Origin of the sequence: Martinezella calliandrae, from assembly GCF_030272695.1 — a bacterium.
GTDB lineage: Bacteria > Pseudomonadota > Alphaproteobacteria > Rhizobiales > Rhizobiaceae > Rhizobium > Rhizobium calliandrae.
In genome coordinates this window covers 13,368-33,437 of the sequence record NZ_JARFYN010000031.1, presented here as the reverse complement: position 1 = coordinate 33,437, position 20,070 = coordinate 13,368, and the positions used below count along the sequence as shown (strand labels likewise).

The window sequence follows — 20,070 nt, the reverse complement described above, 5'->3', positions numbered from 1 at the left end:
GTGCTCAGGATGGCGATGCAGCTGCCTCCCGCAGCTGCCGGCCAAATCCGGTGTGCGCAAGCAAGGCGGCAATTCCCAACGAGACCCGATTTAGGTGGCGGACAGGTTCATAATCGATGTGATGTTGCGATGCGGAATCGTGACGCAGAGTTCGGCAGCATCCACGATTTCATCGATTTGTTCGACCGAGAGCAGATATCGAATTCGCGAGGGCATGGGTCAACGACTGCTTGTAAGAACGGCAAACGAACAGGCCGACGCAACCATGGGCCCGCGCCGTGTCAAGAATGCGAGTTTCTGACAGACAAGATTGCTGTGGCCAGAGCCATGGCGGCCAGACCGGCCGCGCCCATCGGCAGCACCGACACGTCATAATTTGCAAGAAGCCCGCTGCCGACTGCGGCACCACCAGCAACACCGATGTGCATTGCGGTCACATTCGCACCGATGACAATGTCGTTCGGGCTTCGCGCGAGATCCGTAATATAGCTTTGGACGATCGGCGAGATCGACCAACTCGCGCACCCCCATAGTGACAGGCTCGCGAAAAAGAAGATGCTGCTTTCTGACACGCACAATAGCAACGTTGTGACCAGATAAATCGCGGGGCTTGCGACCAGCGCCAACCGGCGTCCTGCAAGATCGGAGAGGGTGCCGGCGAGCATGCCGCCCGCCACTCCTGACGACCCGAAAACGGCATAAAGCAATGCCTCCCAACCTGGCCCGGAGAAACCCTTGCTGGCTGCATAAGAGGTCAAATAACTGAAAAGAGTAAAATGACCTGCAATGAACAAAATGGAAACGCACTGCGCCATCATCTGTCTGCGATCTCGGAAATGAGCCAGATACAGCCTTCCAAAAAGCAAGCCCTTGCTCCTTGGCCCGATATTCGGTAGCCGCAAGAGCACAAGCGATATTGCGGCGAGAGATAGCCCGATCATCGCAAGGCCGACGGCACGCCAACCAATCAGATGCGTGATCCAGACGCCCAGGGGAACCCCCAAAAAAAGAGAGCTGCTTGTTCCAAGGTACACGGCGGCTATGGCACGGGCCCGGTATCTTTCCGAGACGATCCGGACTGCGCAAGCGACGGCGCATATCGATATTTGCGCGCACGCGGTAGCAGTGACGATCCTCGAGGCGCTTATCAAGAGCAGCCCCGATCCGCCGATCACCACCGGCGCATTGCTACTTGCAAAGATCGCGATGGCGATGACGAGCGTCGGTTTTGCATCGAACTGATGGGAGATCAGTGCAGCAATCGGCGCGAAGATCGCGTAGGTGACCGAGAAAACTGAAATTACGACACTTGCTTCGGACTCGGTTACTCCGAGACCGCGCGCTACATCCGGCAGAATCCCGATGAAAACGTTCTCGGCCAATCCTGTGATAAACACAGCGATAGTGAGTATGAGAATTCGACTATCCACGCCGTCAACTGTGCTGGATTGGCTGGCGCTGGCGCAGCCGCCTTTTCCACTTGCTCTGACCCACGCTCGAAGAAATTCTTGGATGCGCATGGATTCATCCAGCGTTTCGCGAACCGAGGTGTGCTCCTGCGCCACGCCGGTTCGACATCGACTGGACAGCTCGCAATGAGATCGGCTGCGTAAAGTACTCATACTTACCCGTCAGCACGCCTTGGGTGAATTGAAGCGCGTATCTGCCAAAGAACCACTCTTCAACAGCATAGCTGCGTGTCAGCTGAGTTGGCGAATTCATGTTCAATCCGGATATTTCAATCCGATTGACCGTGTTCGGCCGGATGCATGGCAGTTTGACGTCCGCAATATTGATCCTGAGTGGGATGCTATCGAACAACTCGAAGGAGAGCTCATCGCCGTTCGACAAGTCGACTTTGGTGAACGGCAAAGGCTCATCCGGCCTTGCCTTTCTAGCCACAAATTTTTCCACGGCATGAACATGCGTCGAAATCCCTGGATGGGAATCCCACTTTGCATAAAAATCAGACCGTAGTACCTGCCAATCTGCATACAATGACTCGAGATCGCCCCGATCAAATGAATTCGCGTGCCGGCACTCGTACGGAACGGGATAGCGGGGAGTCCCAATAATCGATGTAAAATTGTGAAATCCGCCCTTGCTGGTCCGTTGTCTCAACTCATTGACCAACGGAACCCACACATCCTTGGTCACGAAATGCAAGGAAGAGTGCGCAAGAGCCAGGTCATAAGTTTTATCTGGGACGAAATCCTCGATTCTCCCTTCGATCACATCGATATTCAACGAAAATTCGTCTGCAATCGATCTAAGCTTTCTGACCGCGCTTGATGACAATTCCAGTGCGGTTACGCTATGCCCCCTGAACGCAAGAAAGAGAGCGTTCCTGCCCTCGCCGCACCCTATGTCGAGGACCGTTGCGCTTCTTGGGAGTTGCTGTTCTACCTCATAGACTTCAAGGCTTGGCCCGCCCATGGTCCAGACGTTAGGATCCGAATAGCCTTGTTCCCAAAACCGTTCGCTACTGCTCATTTCGGAACGTACCTTTCTTCACGGATCTTCACATGGTCCGAGAAGAGGTGATGCGCTATCAGGTTGCTGTATTTGTAACCTTTCCTGGTCAGCCGGATGGCGCCATGGGACCGCAAATCGATGCACCCTTCGGCTTCCAGAGCATCTATCGCCTCTGAAAAATCGGCATAGAGATTCCGCTGGAATAGTCGTGAATAATCTGCCTCAGAAAGCTGGTTGAGCGTAAGATTAAGCATAAAATATCTCAAACGTTCTTCGGCTTCGTTCAAGATGATTCCATACTTCACCAAATTCTGTTCGGTGATTTCGAGATTTAGATAATCGTCTATGGCTTTGCCGACCTGCTTCAGGTCGACCGCGTAGTCGAAGCTGTAGTGGCATTTCCCGTTATAACTTCGCGCGCCTGTTCCGACGCCTATCATTGGAACGCCGAGAAAGTCGGACGTTTCCTGACCGTAGGCGCTGGTGCCTCCGGGAAGGCAGGTAAACCGGGTAAAGGATTCCTGTCGATATCGATTTTTCTGCATAAAATCGACATTGCTGTCATAGATCGCATATTTAACATGGTCATCTGCATATTCTTGCGGTTGCAATCGTTGCTGCTTCTGCAGGGCGGTAAGGGGCCGGCTGACCACCGGATAGAGCGAAACGGTCGTCGGCCCGAAGGACAAAACCCGCTCCAGCGAGCGTTTCCAGCTTTCCTGGGTCTGACCAGAAAGGCCGTAGATCAAGTCGAGATTAAAGTTGTCGAAACGCTTCCGAATTGCTTCAATGGCAGAAATCGACATCGAAACCGGGTATGGGCGACCGCTTGCTTTCAGTTCGGAGGAATCCATCGTTTGGATTCCCATGCTGATCCGGTTCACCCCCTGGTTCTTCAGAAAATCTAGCAGCTCCTCCGACATAGTGTCTGGAGAGCCTTCCACACACAGCTCGGCTGAACGATCGATATTCGGAAATCCATCTCGAATGGAGGAAAAAATTTGGGCAAACTGATCGATGGGCAGGAGGGTCGGGGTTCCGCCGCCGAAATATACCGATGTCACAGTCCTGTGCCCGGCGAATGTTGCATAAAGACGTATCTGCTCGCAGATTTTTTCGACATAGCATCGAATGAGATTTTCCGTGTGCCGCGTGGTGAGGAATAGCGTGCAATACGTGCACCTGTATCGACAAAACGGTATATGAATATATAGAGACACCGGTCCGACGTCGTTTGAGTCCCACACATTGCTCAGTCCAATGTTTTCAAGCTCGTTATATGTCCGCTTCGGGGGATAGCTGTATACATACGCTTTGAACTCCCCGTTGCCGATGGCTTCCCGCAGGGTTTTTGCAAGCGATTGCATGCCCCGTTCTCCTGCTATCGTTCGCCCGCTTCCTTCTCATTTCCATGCTTCAGATGGCGCGGCCAAGAGCGATGTCGCCGAAACAGGAAGTGCTGCTACCGCCGGGATCAAACCGATTTTGCGACTCATCTCTCATCTCCTGTTTGGGGGCGGACAGATTGGCTCCCAGACCACTCTTAAAGGCTGATCCGCCGACATTCTTTGAGATGGGGCAATTTTACTGCGCATTTTTTCAAGTGAATGAGCGGGCCGAAATCTTCTCTCGCGTGCCGCATTCTTGCTGATCAGCCTGCTAAGCTTGCTAAGCTCGCGTTGTCCAAGATTTTGATCGCATAGGCTCCCATTACCTGCATGGTTGCCATGGAAAGACCGACGCACTTCCCGGCGGGCAGCGCAGCGCGGGCGAACTTCAGTACTGCTGCGTCGTACGGCGCCACGTCTGCACGGAGGTGGCAAATCGCTGACGCATCGGGCCGTGCGGCGGCTGATCCATGGATATTTTCCTGTTTGAATTATCATGCGCCAAGAACTGCGACTTCCGTCCGATGCGAGCCGGCCGGCGGCGGCGTAAAGTCAGGCGATTTTTTTGGTCGCCGATCAGACCGAGCCATCACGATCCAGTTCGAGGCAGCAAGAATGGCCGCTATTGTTTCTGCATCATCGTTGCGAGGTATGGGATGGCTTCTCGCGTGCCGCTGTCATTCTCCTTCTTCGTGACTTTGCGCCTTCCTGAGCTTACTCATCCATTTCGTTTATCCGACCACCCGCATTATTCTGCAATCTGCGCGAGGTCGGCTTCGAGGCGCTTGCGTACGAGGTTTGGAACCGTCGCAGTCTTAATGGCATCGAGATTGTCGGGGTTGTCGCCCACTTGAATGAGGGCCACCATTCCCAGGCTCATGTGCGGCGTGCATTTCACTACATAGGCGCCGGGTATGTCGAGTTTTGTCCGATATTCTTCGTTTGGTTTGGATTTGAATTCGGGTGCTCCTTTTGGGATCAAGCCCTTAAATGTTTCGACATTGTGGCCTTTATCAACCGGAATAAAGGTGATCGTGTCGCCGGGGGCGATCTTCATGAAACCTGGTTCGAAGACCATTGCGCCGTCCGCGCCTTTGTTGAGCATGCGGATTTGGTGATCCGCCGCCATGAGGGGCATCGCCGATGCGGCCAGCGCCGCCGTTGCAACGATCGGACCGATTTTAAAATACATTTCTGGTCTCCTTTTGCGATAGCCCGGTTAGCTATGGGAGTAGTTTAGGCGCGGATCGGCGGATATTCCTTGAGGTCGAACAATCTCTGATCAGATTCTCCGAGGGCGATGCGCAGCCGGTAACTGTCCACGCTCGATAAGCGTTGCGGAGAAGCCACCCGTTCCGGCATAGGGTGTTGATGGGAACGGTCTCGACGCGCACTATCGTCGACGATTAAAATCGCAATTGGATGCAACCAAGCGGCGCACCGGAAAAAATTGTAGTTTCCGTTGAGAGAGATCAAGGACTGAGTGCGCCTCACGTGCGAATAGTTCCCCAAAGTGGCGAGAAAGATGGCTGCCTCTGGCGCGGTCATCTGCGCTTTGGGAACCATCACATGAATTATACCGCTGAAACCGCGCTGGTTGCGGTCGGCGCTTTCTTGGCACTGGTCTGCGCCGGCGCCGCTCATGACCAGCTTTTTGCAACCCAGATGGGTATACTGTTCTTCTGTCTGTTAGCTGGTGTTGTCGTGCTTGTGCGTCGGATTGATTTTTCCGCCGAGGCAGTTAGTGCCAAAGCCAAAAAGGGGGCCTATTTTGACGAGGTCATCCGGTATGGATTGATCGCTACCGTCTTCTGGGGTGTCGTTGGCTTCTTGGTCGGCGTCGTCATCGCCCTCCAACTTGCCTATCCGGTTCTAAACGTCGCACCGTATTTCAACTTTGGTCGCCTTCGTCCTGTCCACACGTCCGCCGTCATCTTTGCATTTGGCGGCAACGCGCTGATCATGACGTCCTTTTACGTGGTCCAACGTACCTGCCGCGCTCGCCTGTTCGGTGGCAAGCTAGCCTGGTTCGTTTTCTGGGGATACCAGCTGTTCATCGTGATGGCCGCCACCGGCTACATACTGGGAATCACCCAGGCGCGCGAATACGCGGAGCCGGAATGGTACGTCGATGTGTGGTTGACCCTGGTCTGGGTCGCATATCTTGCGGTGTTCCTCGGAACAATTCTGAAGCGCAAAGAGCCGCATATCTATGTTGCGAACTGGTTCTATCTGAGCTTCATCGTGACGATTGCGATGCTGCATGTCGTCAACAACCTGGCGGTGCCGGTCTCGTTCCTCGGCTCCAAGAGTTATTCCCTCTTCTCAGGCGTACAAGATGCCCTCACTCAGTGGTGGTACGGCCACAACGCCGTCGGCTTTTTCCTGACTGCGGGTTTCCTTGGCATGATGTACTACTTCGTGCCGAAACAGGCCAATCGGCCGATCTATTCCTACCGGCTGTCGATCATTCATTTCTGGGCCCTGATCTTCATGTACATCTGGGCCGGTCCGCACCATCTGCACTATACGGCCCTGCCCGACTGGGCGCAGACGCTCGGAATGGTTTTCTCGATCATGCTCTGGATGCCCTCCTGGGGCGGCATGATCAACGGACTGATGACGCTATCGGGCGCCTGGGACAAGATCCGCACCGACCCTATCATCCGCATGATGATTGTTGCCATCGCCTTCTATGGCATGTCGACATTCGAGGGGCCAATGATGTCGGTGAAGACGGTCAATTCCCTCAGCCACTACACGGAGTGGACGATTGGCCATGTTCATTCCGGTGCCCTCGGATGGGTCGGCATGATTACGTTCGGCGCCGTCTACCACTTGACGCCGACGCTGTGGGGCCGCGAGCGGCTTTACAGCCTGCGCATGGTCAACTGGCACTTCTGGCTCGCCACTCTCGGCATCGTCATCTACGCGGCAGCTCTCTGGGTCGCCGGCATCCAGCAGGGCCTGATGTGGCGCGAATATAACAGCCAGGGCTTCTTGGTTTATTCGTTCGCGGAAACGGTCGCGGCGATGTTTCCTTACTACCTGCTGCGCGCGGTTGGCGGCGGCCTTTATCTGGCCGGCGGCGTGGTCATGGCCTTCAATGTTGCGATGACAATCCGTGGTTACCAGCGTGACGAAGCCGCGATCCCAGGCGCATTCATCGCCAAGCCTGCGGAGTGAAATCAAACCGGATGTCTATAATCGCAAAACACCAGATTCTTGAGAAAAGTGCCACGCTGCTGCTCGTCGGGTCGCTCCTGGTCGTCAGCATTGGCGGTATCGTCGAGATAGCTCCTCTTTTCTATCTCCAGAACACGATCGAGAAGGTGGAGGGCATGCGACCCTATACGCCGCTCGAACTCGCCGGGCGCAACATCTACATTCGAGAAGGATGCTATCTGTGCCACAGCCAGATGATCCGCCCCTTCCGCGACGAGGTCGAACGCTACGGCCACTACTCGCTCGCGGCTGAATCAATGTACGACCATCCGTTCCAATGGGGTTCGAAACGCACGGGACCGGACCTTGCCAGAGTGGGTGGCCGCTATTCGAACGAATGGCACGTGCAGCATTTGTCCAATCCGCGCGCGGTCGTCCCGGAATCGATCATGCCGACCTATGCCTTCCTCAAGGACAGAGACGTCACGGTCAAGGACATCGGCATGGACCTGAAGGCCAACGAGGACGTCGGCGTGCCCTATACCGCCGCCATGCTGGCAAACGCCGAGGCCGACATGCGTGCGCAGGCCGATCCAAACGCCAACACGACCGATCTGCTGGCGCGCTACCCGAAAGCAAAGGTGGGTGACTTCGACGGCGATCCCTCGAGGCTGACCGAGATGGATGCTCTGGTCTCCTACCTCCAGATGCTCGGCACTCTGGTGGACTTTTCGACATACGACGATGCAACCGGTTATCGCTGAGGTGATCACATGGAGACCTATACTGCATTGTGTCACTTCGCCGACAGCTGGGGGCTATTGGCAATGGTGCTGTTCTTCACGGGAGCGATTGTCTTCGCCTTCCGGCCAGGCAGCAAACGGATCGCCGCTGACGCCGCGGACATACCTTTGAGGGAATGAACGAGATGTCGGAGAAGCATATAGACGAAATCAGCGGCGTCGAGACAACCGGTCATGAGTGGGATGGCATTCGCGAGCTGAATAATCCGATGCCCCGATGGTGGGTGTGGACGTTCTGCGCCACGATCCTGTGGGCTGTTGGCTACGCAATCGCCTATCTCCCCATACCCTCGTTCGGTGATGCCACCGAGAAGGTCCTTGGTTTTTCGAGCCGGGCCGAACTGCAGCAGGAACTGGACAGAGCCAAGCGTGAGCAGGCCCGATTCGATATTCTGATCGCCTCAAAATCCGTCGAAGAAATCGATGCCGATCCTAAATTGCGCGCGTTTGCGATCGCCGGTGGCGCGTCGGCGTTCAAGGTCAATTGCGCACCATGCCATGGCTCCGGTGCGACAGGCGGCCCGGGATTCCCTAATCTGAACGACGACGACTGGCTATGGGGCGGCAATCTTTCCGCCATTCAACAGACCATCGCTCACGGCATCCGCTTCGAGGCGGATCCCGAAACGCATGTATCCGAGATGCCGGCCTTCGGTGATGTACTCGAACGCACGCAGATCCGCCAGGTCGCTGCCTACGTTTGGGGATTGACGAACACGGCTTTCGATCCGGCTTTGGCCGAAGCCGGCAAGCAGGTTTTCCTCGAAAATTGCGCCGTCTGCCATGGCGAAGACGACAGGGGCAATCAGGAGATCGGGGCACCGAATCTCGCCGACGCGATCTGGCTCAAGGGGCGGGGGGAGGAGGCGATCATTCACCAAGTGAGCCTGCCGAAACACGGCGTCATGCCCGCGTGGTCGGCCCGCCTGGGTGGCCCCATCGTGAAGGAGCTGACGGTATTCGTCCATTCGTTGGGCGGCGGAAAATAGAAAGAAACAAAGAAAAACTCAGCATTATACAATCCTCTTCGCGTCCGACGCGCGACGTCGTCAGCATCGATCACAAACAAATTTCCATTTGAACAAAGCCGTTGGGTTCTAGCGGTCAAAAGCCTATCTGCGAGATTGGAAATTTTGGCCACGTTTTGATTTCACGCAAAGATTGCAGGATCGCAAGCTGATATTATCCGGCGCTGGAGGACGTCCCTGCGGGCTTCTCCCCCGTAGTTCCTCCGAGCCACACCCCTCCCGGAGTGTGGCTCTCCTTTTGATTGAGCCGACGGCTCGCTCTCTCCCAGCCTTGTGTCAAGAACGCTCGGCTCGTCCAATGTGAGATGAGGATCATCATCAGGGTGGCATGCGATGAACCTCAACACGGCTCCCAGCCCACGTGACGATCGCGCCGAACGGCCAAGTATCGACGACGCTTGCGCCCGGCGCAATCGCCAACCGCTTTATGCGCCGCGAAAGAAAGTGTTTCCGAAACGGGCGCACGGCCGGTTCAGACGGTTCAAATGGATCGTCCTGTTGATTACGCTCGGCATCTATTATCTTTCGCCCTGGATCCGCTGGGAGCGCGGGTCTTATGCTCCGGATCAGGCAATCCTTTTCGACCTTGGGTCCCGTCGCTTCTTCTTTTTTTCGATCGAGATATGGCCGCAAGAGTTTTACTATGTCGCAGGCCTGCTGGTGATGGCCGGCTTCGGCCTGTTTCTCCTGACCTCCGTCGTAGGCAGAGCCTGGTGCGGCTACGCCTGTCCCCAGACAGTATGGGTTGATCTTTTCCTCGTCGTCGAGCGGGCGATCGAAGGAGAGCGCAACGCGCGCAGGAAACTCGATGCGGCCCCTTGGACGTCGAAAAAGATTGCGAAGCGGATTGCCAAGCACTCCATATGGATGCTGATCGGCGCTCTTACCGGCGGCGCGTGGATCTTCTATTTCGCGGACGCGCCTTCTCTCGCATCCGCGTTGGTCCAAGGAGAGGCGCCGGACGTTGCCTACGTCACCGTCGCCGTTCTCGCCTTGATGACCTATGCCCTTGGCGGGCTGATGAGGGAGCAGGTCTGCATCTATATGTGCCCCTGGCCGCGTATACAGGCCTCCATGCTCGACGAAAACTCCCTTGTCGTCACCTATAACGACTGGCGCGGAGAGCCTCGCTCCCGGCCCGGCAAGAAGACGCAGGCAGCGGGCCGGGCCATCGGCGATTGCGTGGACTGCAACGCTTGCGCCGTGGTCTGTCCGATGGGGATAGACATCCGCAACGGCCAGCAGATGGAGTGCATAACCTGCGGCTTATGCATCGACGCCTGCGATGGCGTGATGGATAAGATCGGCAAGCCACGCGCTCTGGTCTCGTATGCGACCCTGCGCGACTATACGGCAAATGCAGGTATTGCGACCAATAGCGGAAGGAGCCTGGCGCAGCCTAATCTCATCAGAAATGCTGACGGCAGCTTTGTTGAGGAGATTAAGCATTTCAACTGGCGGGTGATCTTCAGGCCGCGCGTCATTTTTTATGCAGCGATGTGGGCTTCGATCGGTGCGGCCATGCTCGCACATTTGGCGCTGCGCGAACGGCTGGAACTGAACGTGCTCCATGATCGGAATCCGCAATACGTCCTGGAATCGGACGGCTCGATCCGCAATGGGTATTCGCTTCGTGTGCTCAACATGGTGCCGATGCCGCGCAAGATCGAAATTCGGCTCGAGGGCCTGGATGGCGCGACGATGAAAATCCCGGAACTGTCGAAGGAAGGCGGACGCAGCTTCAGAGTCGAGGCAGCTGCGGACCAGGTCACCACGTTCAAGGCGTACGTGACACAACACGCAAGGGCTGCGGCCGCCAGCGAATTCCTGTTTGTCGTAGAGGGCGAAAATCAAAAGGACAGGGCAACTTACCATGCCACCTTCAATACACCGGACATACGCAAATGAGAGCCGCAGCCCGCACGTTTACCGGCCGTCACATGCTGATCGTCACGGCCGCGTTCTTCGCCGTGGTCATTGGAGTGAACGTTACGATGGCAATTCTTGCGTCTACGAAATGGAGCGGGCTCGTGGTTGAAAACACCTATGTCGCAAGCCAGGAATTCAACGGTAAGGCAGCGGCAATGCGCGCGATGGCCGCCGGCGGCATTTCCGGTAATCTGTCCGTCCGCCGCGACGTCATCCACTATGATATTCACAATCGCGACGGATCGCCGGCAACGGTCGATGACGTTATGCTGACATTCAGGAGACCGGTCGGCGATCACGAGGATTTCCGACTGGATCTGGTGAAAGAGGATGAAGGCCATTTCCGGGCCGCGCATCACGTTCAGCCAGGCGACTGGATCGTGGAAATCATTTCCCGAAAGAAAGAGGTCACGGTGATGCACGAAGCCGTGCGCATCGATACGGCGGAGTTTGGGCAATGACTTGTCGCACCATGGACGCCGAAAGCACATTGGGACTATCGAGCAATCGTTCTTTCAGTGCTGAAGAGATCGCTCTTGCGAGCCATCCGTTGGGGGATGGATTGCGTCAACTTGACCTCAGCATTCCCGATGCGCACTGCGGAGCCTGCATCTCGACGATCGAGCGGGCGTTGCAGAAACTTCCCTATGTAAAGCATGCCCGGGTCAACCTGACCGCCCGGCGAGTCACTTGCATCTATATGGAGCGATTGGGGGACGCACCGGTCGATCCTACCGGTATTCTGTCTACGATTATGGGCACAGGCCATCGCGTCCACGTCTTCACGTCCGCCTTGGCATCGAACCAGCCCGACAGCCTGCGCAATCAATTGCTGCTGGCTGTCGGCGTCTGCGGCTTTGCAGCCGTAAACATCATGCTGCTGTCCGTATCTGTCTGGTCTGGCGCAAATGCGGCAACCCGTGACCTGTTCCATTGGATCTCCGCGATGATCGCTGCACCGGCGCTGATCTATGGCGGGCGCTTCTTTTTCCAATCTGCCTGGAATGCTCTGAAGCACGGGCGCACCAACATGGACGTGCCGATCTCGCTGGCCGTTACGCTTTCCTATGCGGTCTCACTGTCGGAGACGATCCACCACGGGGAGCACGCATGGTTCGACGCCTCCGTGTCGTTGCTGTTCTTCCTGCTTATCGGCCGCACGCTCGATTACATGATGCGGCAAAAGGCGCGGGCTGCCGTCAACAGCCTGGCGAGGCTTGCGCCACGCGGCGCGCCGGTAATAGCCGCCGACGGCAGCAAGCGCTACACCGCGATTGAGGATATCCGCATCGGTGATCACGTCTTCATTGGCGCGGGCGAACGCATCCCTGTCGATGGCGTCGTGACCGCCGGCACGAGCGAGCTGGATCTCACCGTCGTCACGGGCGAAAGCACGCCAGTTGCCGTCGCGAACGGCGCGGAGGTGAGATCGGGCGCGATGAACCTCATGGCGTCATTGACCATTCGCGCGACGAAGACGGCGGAAAACTCGCTGCTTGCAGAAATAATAAACCTTATGGAGGCGGCAGAAGGGGGCAGGGCGCGCTATCGCAGGATCGCGGATCGTGCAGCAAGCCTTTACGCTCCGGCAGTTCATTTGCTTGCGCTGGCTTCCTTTCTTGCCTGGGGCTTCCTTGGCGGAGATTGGAAGCATGCCATGCTTGTCGCGGTCGCGGTGCTGATCATCACTTGTCCTTGCGCGCTTGGATTAGCGGTGCCGGTCGTCCAGGTCGTTGCCGCGGGCAGCCTGTTTCGCCGCGGCATCATCATCAAGGACGGATCCGCTTTGGAGCGGCTCGCTGAAATCGATACCGTCGTGTTCGACAAGACCGGTACGTTGACGATGGGCCAGCCACGGCTCGTCGAGATGGCGGAGGTGGGGCCGGAGGAAAAGGCGATCGCGGCAGGTCTTGCAGAGCATTCCCGCCATCCGCTCTCCCTGGCGTTGCTGCGGAGTGCCGGTGGCAATGGGCAACGGTTCGACAGCGTTGTCGAGATTCCGGGCGCGGGCCTCGAGGTCGAAACCACTGCCGGCCTATATCGTCTCGGCAATACGGGGTTCGCTTGTTTGATCCCGCCGCGCGAAGAAAAAGAAGCCGATGGCTCGCTCTGCGAGGTCGTGCTGTCGAGGAATGGCATCGAAGTCGCCCGGTTCTACTTGGAAGACACGCTTCGCCCCGGGGCAGCCGAGGCTATCGGCGAACTTAGTCGCGCGGGATTGCAGACAATGATCCTGTCCGGCGACCGGCAAGCCGTGGTCGCGGCGACGGCACGAGCATTGCATATGGATCGGTGGATTGCCGAATCCAATCCGAAGCAGAAGGTGGAGGAGTGTGCCCGTTTGAGCGAGGCCGGCAACAGGGTCATGATGGTTGGCGACGGCATCAACGACGCGCCGGCGCTGGCGGCAGCACATGTGTCGATGGCGCCCGCGACCGCTTCCGACATCGGCCGGCAGGCTGCGGACCTCGTATTCGTTAACGACCGGCTCGACGCGGTTCCCGAAGCAATCTCACTTGCGCGAACAGCAACTACCTTGATCCGACAGAACTTCGCACTTGCCATCGGTTATAACCTGCTCGCTGTTCCCATCGCCATCGCGGGCCATGCCACGCCGCTTGTCGCAGCCATCGCAATGTCCTGCTCTTCGCTGATAGTCGTGACGAATACATTGCGCCTGAATGGGTGGCGAGTTCGGTTGGTATGCGAGGCTCGTGCTGCCGATCCCGCCCCGCAGAAGGAGGTCTCCATTTCATGAGCGTGCTGATCTATTTGATCCCGCTTGCTTTGTTCATGGGTGCGCTTGGCATTGGAGCATTTCTGTGGTCGCTTGAGAGCGGGCAGTATGACGATTTGGAAGGCGCTTCCTGGCGCATTCTAGAGAATGAGGGTGATGCACCCGATGAGGAGCAATAAAACGAGAATAGCAAGCACTGTTGACAAGGAATAAAATTGCCTTGGTTTCGCAAGTGCCGGGAATCACCGACGGTCCCGCTCGAACAGCCTACTTCCGCAATGACCAGCCGAAACCGGGTTGATGTTGCCCGCTGCTTTCCGATCGCCTGGGAATAGTCGATCTCGTCTCATGCCAAACACGAAAGTATACCGTCAAGCCGCAGCAAAAGGGCTTTCCCGCCGCCCTTGCTGCTGTCGCGCAAATTCGCCGCAGCAAGCACCTTTTCACGTGTCTTATTGTTGCGAAACTGCCACAGAAGGAGCGGGTTTGTCCGCGATAAACAGACTAATCTCCTTTAGTTGAGCCGCCTCAAATCATGGCGAGCCAGCCGATGCTACTGCTCCTCGACTGAACGAATTTCGGATCGAAGGAGACAAGGATGACTTCCAACGACATCGCACGCGCCATCATCGCTGCCGCAGCATTGGTTGCCGTTAGCACTGCAGAAGCTGCCGATCTGACGATACCCCAAGGTAGGGCTCCCATTCCCGTGGCGGCGAACCGAAGCCCTTGGCAGATGCGGCTGCGGGCGCTTGGTGTGGTCACCACCGATTCTGGACGCGTCGACGGATTGCCGGGTTCGGATCTTTCCTTCTCGGACACGATCATACCAGAATTCGATATCTCGTATTTCTTCACCGAGAATATCGCTGCGGAACTCATCCTCGGTACCACTTACGCCAAGGTCCATGGCGGCGGCTCGATTTCAGCGCTTGGCGAGATCGGCAAGACTTGGCTGCTGCCGCCAACGCTCACCTTACAATACCATTTCACCGAGCTTGGCGCTTTTCGGCCTTATGTCGGCGCCGGCGTCAACTACACGGTCTTCTACAACCAGTCAGGAAAAACTGCGCGCAGCCTCGATGTCAGAAACACATTCGGTGTCGCCCTGCAGGCTGGCTTCGACTATATGATCGACGACCATTGGGGCATGAACTTCGACGCGAAAAAAATCTTCCTGAGGCCTGATTTCGATGCCAATGTCGGTGGCGCTGGCGTCAGTGGCAAGGCTAAGCTCGATCCATGGCTGCTCGGCGCCGGCGTGACCTATCGTTTCTAGTCGATGAAGCTTCTGGGCGACCAGCAACCCCTTTTGCGATAGAAGAAGCGCTTGCGATATGGTCAAGAACGACATTGCAAGCAGCAGCTTCTACCACGCCTCCCGAAAGGTTCGTCAAATGGAGAGCATGCAGGACCAATCAACGCAGATCGCTGCCGGCTTGACAGCTTCATCTGGCAAGCATTAGCATCTTCCCATTCACCAGGGGGGTCCCGGCAAGGGGCTGAGATACTGCTGAACAATACGGCTTTGCCGATTGTGGGCGCAGTGACCCGTTGAACCTGATCCAGTTCATACTGGCGTAGGGACGGTGCAAGCGCTCGAAGGCTTCGGATTCCCGCGCGGATTCCCTACCGGCGTCTTTTCATCATTCCGGCTGATTGACTGGGTCTCCAACTGCAACTTGGAGCCTCAAACCATGACCATTGCCGCAAAGAACCTCACCCCGACCGTCACCACCGGCCCGCTGCCGGCGTCGCGGAAGATCTACATTCCGGGAGACATACACACCGACATCCGCGTACCGATGCGCAAGATCAGCGTCCATCCGACCTCGGGCGAGCCGCCTGTCGTCGTCTATGATTCCTCCGGCCCCTATACCGTCGAGGGAGCAGATATTCGCATCGAACAGGGCCTGTCGCAACTGCGCCGCGATTGGGTGCTCGGCCGCGGCGATGTCGAGGCCTATGAAGGCCGGCATGTGCGTCCCGAAGACAACGGCTTTGTGACTGGCGAGCGGCTGACACCGGAATTTCCGGCCAAGCGCCAGCCGCTGCGGGCCAGAGACGGCAAGGCGGTCACCCAGCTCGCCTATGCACGCGCCGGCATCATCACGCCGGAAATGGAATTCATCGCCATCCGCGAAAATCTCGGCCGCAAGGCCAAAGCCGAAGCCTTGATTCGCGATGGCGAGAGCTTCGGCGCCCATATTCCGGATCATGTAACCCCGGAATTCGTCCGCCAGGAGGTCGCAGCCGGCCGGGCGATCATCCCGGCCAACATCAATCACCCGGAAAGCGAGCCGATGATCATCGGCCGGAATTTTTTGGTGAAGATCAACGCCAATGTCGGCAATTCCGCCGTCACCTCCTCCATGGCCGAGGAAGTCGAGAAAATGGTCTGGGCGGCTCGCTGGGGCGCCGACACCGTTATGGACCTATCGACCGGCCGCAACATCCACAACATCCGCGAATGGATCATCCGCAACTCGCCGCTGCCGATCGGCACCGTGCCGCTTTATCAGGCGCTTGAAAAGGTCGGCGGCATTGCCGAGGAGCTGACCTGGGAGGTCTATCGCGACACGCTGATCGAGCAGGCAGAACAGGGCGTCGACTATTTCACTATCCATGCCGGCGTGCGGCTGCATTACATCCCGCTGACCGTCAACCGCGTCACGGGCATCGTCTCGCGCGGCGGCTCGATCATGGCCAAGTGGTGCCTGCATCATCACAAGGAGAGCTTCCTTTACGAGCATTTCGAGGAGATCTGCGACATCTGCCGGGCCTATGACGTTTCCTTCTCGCTCGGCGACGGCCTGCGCCCCGGCTCGATCGCCGATGCCAATGATGCCGCGCAATTTGCCGAACTCGAAACGCTCGGCGAGCTGACGAAGATCGCCTGGGCAAAAGACTGCCAGGTGATGATCGAAGGCCCCGGCCATGTGCCGATGCACAAGATCAAGGAAAACATGGACAAGCAGCTCGCCGTTTGCGGCGAGGCGCCCTTCTACACGCTTGGGCCGCTGACGACCGATATCGCGCCGGGCTACGATCATATCACCTCGGGGATCGGCGCGGCCATGATCGGCTGGTTCGGCACGGCCATGCTCTGCTACGTCACCCCGAAGGAGCATCTCGGTCTGCCCGACCGCAACGACGTCAAGACCGGCGTCATCACCTACAAGATCGCCGCCCATGCAGCGGATCTTGCGAAGGGGCACCCGGCCGCCCGGGTCCGCGACGACGCATTGTCGCGTGCCCGCTTCGAGTTCCGCTGGGAGGACCAGTTCAACCTGTCGCTCGATCCCGATACGGCTCGCAGCTTCCATGACGAAACCTTGCCGAAGGAAGCCCACAAGGTTGCGCATTTCTGCTCGATGTGCGGTCCGAAATTCTGCTCCATGCGGATTTCGCACGACATCCGCGCCGAGGCGCAGAAGGAAGGACTGGAAGCGATGGCGGCGAAATACCGGGAGGGCGGCGACCTCTACATGCCGATCGATGAAACCGCACATCCGGCCGAGTGACATGCGTATCCTCGTCAAAGGAGCCGGTGTCGCCGGCCTCACGGTGGCTCACGAACTTCATGCTCGCGGTGCTGAGGTCACCATCTTCGACCCGAATCCGAACTTCGGGCGAGCCGCCTCCTGGCTCGCCGGCGGCATGCTGGCGCCATGGTGCGAGCGGGAAAGTGCCGATCAGGCCGTGCTCGAACGCGGTCGGGATTCCGCCGACCGATGGGACGTGATGCTGCCGGGCAAGGTCGTTCGCAACGGAACGCTTGTCGTCGCGCCGAACCGGGATCAAAGCGAGCTGAAGCGATTCGCTAGCCGCACGACGGGTTATCGTTGGGTTGACGAAGACGAAATCCCCGTCCTCGAGCCTTGGCTTGCCGTTCGCTTCCGGCAAGGCCTGTTCTTTCCGCAGGAAGCCCATCTGGACGCGCGCGAGGCGCTACGTTCACTGAAAGCGGATTTATTGGTGAAGGGTGTGACCTTCGTCAATGAAATCGCGGATGACCGCGAGTTCCCTGACATCGTCGATTGCACCGGGGCCGCGCGCATCGGCAAAAGCCGGGAGTTACGCGGTGTGCGGGGCGAGATGCTCTATCTGCAGACGGAGGAAGTCGCCCTTGCGCGTCCTGTCCGCCTGCTGCATCCGCGTTTTCCCGTCTATATCGTGCCGCGCGGCAAGGGCCTGTTCTTGGTCGGCGCGACAATGATTGAAACGGACTTCCAAGGGCAGATCACCGCCCGCTCGCTGATGGAGCTGCTGAACGCCGCGTATGCGCTGCATCCCGCTTTCGCCGATGCCACCATCGTCGAAACTGGCACCGGCATACGCCCGGCCTTTCCAGACAACCTTCCCCGGGTGACGCGGGAGGGCAATGTCATCTTCCTCAATGGTCTTTATCGCCACGGCTTTCTGCTGGCGCCAGCAATGGCGGTCGAAGCCGCGGATATGGTTTTTTCCGGACAAACGAAACAAAGGAGCTCCTGATGCGCCTGATCATCAACGGCGAACCCGAGACAATTGCCGCGACTACACTTTCGCAGCTTCTAACGGCGCTCGAATATGAGGGCGAGTGGCTTGCAACCGCCGTCAACGGCGAACTCGTTCATCGCGAGGATCGCGACGACCATCTTCTGAACGATAACGACAGGATCGAGATCCTGACCCCAATGCAGGGAGGCTGAACTATGCTTGATCTCTATGGAACCCAGATTGGGTCGCGCCTCCTTCTCGGCACCGCGCGTTATCCCTCGCCGGCCGTCCTAGCCGATGCTGTCATGCGATCCAGGACGGAAATTGTCACGGTGTCGCTACGACGTGAAACGGCCGGCGGGCGAAATGGCGGCGCGTTTTTCGATATGATCCGGGCGCTCGGTGTTCGCGTTCTTCCCAATACGGCCGGCTGCCACGGTGTATCCGAGGCGGTGCTGACGGCCAAGATGGCGCGCGAGGTGTTTCAGACCAACTGGATCAAGCTGGAGGTGATCGGCAATCACGATACGCTGCAGCCGGATGTCTTCGCTCTTGTGGAAGCGGCGCGAGTTCTGAGCACTGAAGGTTTCGAGGTTTTTCCCTATACGACCGACGATCTGGTGGTGGCTGAGCGCCTGCTGGAAGCCGGATGCAAGGTGCTGATGCCCTGGTGCGCGCCGATCGGCACTGCGGCGGGGCCGCTCAACCTTTTGGCCCTTCGTTCGATGCGGGCGCATTTTCCAGAGGTGCCGCTGATCGTCGACGCCGGTATTGGCCGCCCGTCGCATGCAGCGACCGTGATGGAACTGGGTTTCGATGCGGTCCTTCTCAACACCGCGGTTGCCGGCGCGGGCGATCCCGCCATCATGGCGGAAGCCTTTGCCAAGGCCATCGATGCCGGCAGGCAGGCCTTCGGCGCCGGCATGCTGGAGCGGCGCGACATGGCGGTTCCGTCGACGCCTGTAATCGGAAAGGCGGTTTTCGCGTGAAGCTGGATCCTTTCTACCTGATCGTCGATAGCGCCACCTGGATCGAAAGGCTGGTTCCGCTTGGTGTCAAGCTGGTGCAACTGCGCATCAAGGAACGAACGCTATCGGATATACGCGCAGACATCCGGCGGGCAAAAGCAGTCTGTGTGGCGCATGGATGCCAGTTGATCATCAACGACTATTGGCAGCTTGCCATCGAGGAAGGGTGTGATTTCATCCATCTTGGCCAGGAGGATCTGGCGGCGGCCGATATTGCCGCCATCCGTGAGGCCGGCTTGAAGCTCGGACTTTCGACGCATGACGAGGCGGAGTTAGCGGCAGCGCTTGCGGTGCGCCCGGCCTATATCGCGCTCGGTCCGATCTATCCCACCATTCTCAAGGCGATGGCCTGGGCGCCGCAAGGTCTCGGCCGGCTGCGCGACTGGAAGAGCCGCATCGGCCCCCTGCCGCTTGTCGCCGTTGGCGGGCTCACCGTTGAGCGCATTGCCGGCGTGTTTGAAAATGGGGCCGATAGTGCAGCAGTTGTGACCGATATTGTCTTGAGCGAGAATCCGGAACAGAAAACCAGGGAATGGATCGCAACAACCAAGACCTTGAGGTACCCGTGAACGTCATCCGGCGTTTGTGGCCGCAGCGTCGGGACACCGCCCCCACACCTAAAGCGAAGAATTTCGAACCAGCAATTTCAAAAATGGACGCTCCGGCAAATTCCCGGATGCATGGCTAACGACACACCCCGCCTAACCTTTTAGAAAAGAAGCATAATAGCGATGCAGTTAAGACAGAGGTGCAGGACAAATCTGCAATAAGTCATACCTTCAGGGGGAGGTCTCAATGACACCTATCCGACCGACAACAATAAAGATCAGCGCCCCTCAGCACGCCGCGAATGACCCCTATCGCGTTGTCGAGCGCGAGGAGGTACTGACCGGGGCATTTCGAGAGTTCGTGCTAACGGCTGTTGCCGCCGGTTGGAAGGAATCCGAGGTCGCTCTGACCTTGGCAGATATCGCAGATGAATATGTGATGGCTCTCGCTCGAAGAGTTGCGGCAAATTAGTTTTCGGTTCCATCC

At 57.7% G+C, this 20,070-nt stretch carries 19 protein-coding genes and 1 riboswitch; of the genes, 15 read left to right on the top strand and 4 right to left on the bottom strand.

What is annotated here, in order from left to right; genetic code table 11:
- Positions 1 to 281: 281 nt before the first annotated feature.
- The 4 genes from PY650_RS21865 to PY650_RS21850 form a co-directional block, all read right to left on the bottom strand.
- A complete protein-coding gene (locus PY650_RS21865) occupies positions 282 to 1,520 on the bottom strand; it encodes an MFS transporter (protein WP_285881643.1) in 1,239 nt (412 codons plus the stop codon).
- Positions 1,521 to 1,524: 4 nt separating this feature from the next.
- On the bottom strand, positions 1,525 to 2,493 hold the full coding sequence (locus PY650_RS21860; RefSeq protein WP_285881642.1) for a class I SAM-dependent methyltransferase: 969 nt from the start codon (positions 2,491 to 2,493) through the stop codon (positions 1,525 to 1,527).
- A complete protein-coding gene (locus tag PY650_RS21855) occupies positions 2,490 to 3,842 on the bottom strand; it encodes an STM4012 family radical SAM protein (protein ID WP_285881641.1) in 1,353 nt (450 codons plus the stop codon). Before PY650_RS21855 ends, PY650_RS21860 begins: the two co-directional genes overlap by 4 nt.
- Positions 3,843 to 4,611: 769 nt before the next feature.
- A complete protein-coding gene (locus tag PY650_RS21850) occupies positions 4,612 to 5,055 on the bottom strand; it encodes a pseudoazurin (RefSeq protein ID WP_285881640.1) in 444 nt (147 codons plus the stop codon).
- A gap of 377 nt (positions 5,056 to 5,432) precedes the next feature.
- Between PY650_RS21850 and ccoN the strand changes: the two genes are divergently transcribed.
- The 15 genes from ccoN to PY650_RS21775 all read left to right on the top strand — a co-directional run bounded on the left by ccoN (position 5,433) and on the right by PY650_RS21775 (position 20,055).
- Positions 5,433 to 7,049: a cytochrome-c oxidase, cbb3-type subunit I gene (gene ccoN, locus PY650_RS21845; RefSeq protein ID WP_285881639.1), complete on the top strand. Its 1,617-nt coding sequence runs from the start codon at positions 5,433 to 5,435 to the stop codon at positions 7,047 to 7,049.
- Positions 7,050 to 7,060: 11 nt separating this feature from the next.
- Positions 7,061 to 7,792, top strand: coding sequence for a cytochrome-c oxidase, cbb3-type subunit II (gene ccoO, locus PY650_RS21840; RefSeq protein ID WP_285881638.1), 732 nt, complete (start codon positions 7,061 to 7,063; stop codon positions 7,790 to 7,792).
- A 9-nt stretch (positions 7,793 to 7,801) separates the two neighbouring features.
- A complete protein-coding gene (locus tag PY650_RS21835) occupies positions 7,802 to 7,951 on the top strand; it encodes a cbb3-type cytochrome c oxidase subunit 3 (protein ID WP_285881637.1) in 150 nt (49 codons plus the stop codon).
- A gap of 5 nt (positions 7,952 to 7,956) precedes the next feature.
- Positions 7,957 to 8,820 (top strand): cytochrome-c oxidase, cbb3-type subunit III, encoded by an 864-nt coding sequence (gene ccoP, locus PY650_RS21830; protein WP_285881636.1) that lies wholly within the window; start codon positions 7,957 to 7,959, stop codon positions 8,818 to 8,820.
- Positions 8,821 to 9,192: 372 nt separating this feature from the next.
- The gene (gene ccoG / locus PY650_RS21825) at positions 9,193 to 10,767 is read left to right on the top strand and encodes a cytochrome c oxidase accessory protein CcoG (protein ID WP_285881635.1); all 1,575 of its coding nucleotides are present in this window, start codon (positions 9,193 to 9,195) and stop codon (positions 10,765 to 10,767) included.
- Entirely contained in the window at positions 10,764 to 11,249 is a 486-nt protein-coding gene (locus PY650_RS21820; protein ID WP_285881634.1) for a FixH family protein, read from the top strand. The genes ccoG and PY650_RS21820 overlap by 4 nt, the downstream gene beginning before the upstream one ends.
- Positions 11,246 to 13,546, top strand: a complete 2,301-nt coding sequence (locus tag PY650_RS21815) for a cation-translocating P-type ATPase (protein WP_285881633.1) — start codon at positions 11,246 to 11,248, stop codon at positions 13,544 to 13,546. The genes PY650_RS21820 and PY650_RS21815 overlap by 4 nt, the downstream gene beginning before the upstream one ends.
- Entirely contained in the window at positions 13,543 to 13,704 is a 162-nt protein-coding gene (ccoS, locus tag PY650_RS21810) for a cbb3-type cytochrome oxidase assembly protein CcoS (RefSeq protein ID WP_285881632.1), read from the top strand. Before PY650_RS21815 ends, ccoS begins: the two co-directional genes overlap by 4 nt.
- A gap of 419 nt (positions 13,705 to 14,123) precedes the next feature.
- Entirely contained in the window at positions 14,124 to 14,804 is a 681-nt protein-coding gene (locus tag PY650_RS21805) for an OmpW/AlkL family protein (RefSeq protein ID WP_285881631.1), read from the top strand.
- Positions 14,805 to 14,997: 193 nt separating this feature from the next.
- A riboswitch (TPP riboswitch) is annotated at positions 14,998 to 15,130 on the top strand.
- A 92-nt stretch (positions 15,131 to 15,222) separates the two neighbouring features.
- On the top strand, positions 15,223 to 17,049 hold the full coding sequence (thiC, locus tag PY650_RS21800) for a phosphomethylpyrimidine synthase ThiC (protein WP_285881630.1): 1,827 nt from the start codon (positions 15,223 to 15,225) through the stop codon (positions 17,047 to 17,049).
- Between the two features lies 1 nt (position 17,050).
- Positions 17,051 to 18,022 carry a glycine oxidase ThiO gene (thiO, locus tag PY650_RS21795; protein ID WP_285881629.1) on the top strand — a complete coding sequence of 324 codons (972 nt, stop codon included), beginning with the start codon at positions 17,051 to 17,053 and terminating at the stop codon, positions 18,020 to 18,022.
- On the top strand, positions 18,022 to 18,219 hold the full coding sequence (thiS, locus tag PY650_RS21790) for a sulfur carrier protein ThiS (protein WP_285881628.1): 198 nt from the start codon (positions 18,022 to 18,024) through the stop codon (positions 18,217 to 18,219). The genes thiO and thiS overlap by 1 nt, the downstream gene beginning before the upstream one ends.
- 3 nt (positions 18,220 to 18,222) lie before the next feature.
- Positions 18,223 to 18,996, top strand: coding sequence for a thiazole synthase (locus PY650_RS21785; RefSeq protein ID WP_285881627.1), 774 nt, complete (start codon positions 18,223 to 18,225; stop codon positions 18,994 to 18,996).
- Complete coding sequence (locus PY650_RS21780) at positions 18,993 to 19,604, top strand: thiamine phosphate synthase (protein WP_285881626.1); 612 nt, start codon at positions 18,993 to 18,995, stop codon at positions 19,602 to 19,604. The genes PY650_RS21785 and PY650_RS21780 overlap by 4 nt, the downstream gene beginning before the upstream one ends.
- Before the next feature lie 226 nt (positions 19,605 to 19,830).
- Positions 19,831 to 20,055 carry a hypothetical protein gene (locus PY650_RS21775; protein WP_120708914.1) on the top strand — a complete coding sequence of 75 codons (225 nt, stop codon included), beginning with the start codon at positions 19,831 to 19,833 and terminating at the stop codon, positions 20,053 to 20,055.
- Positions 20,056 to 20,070: the final 15 nt, after the last annotated feature.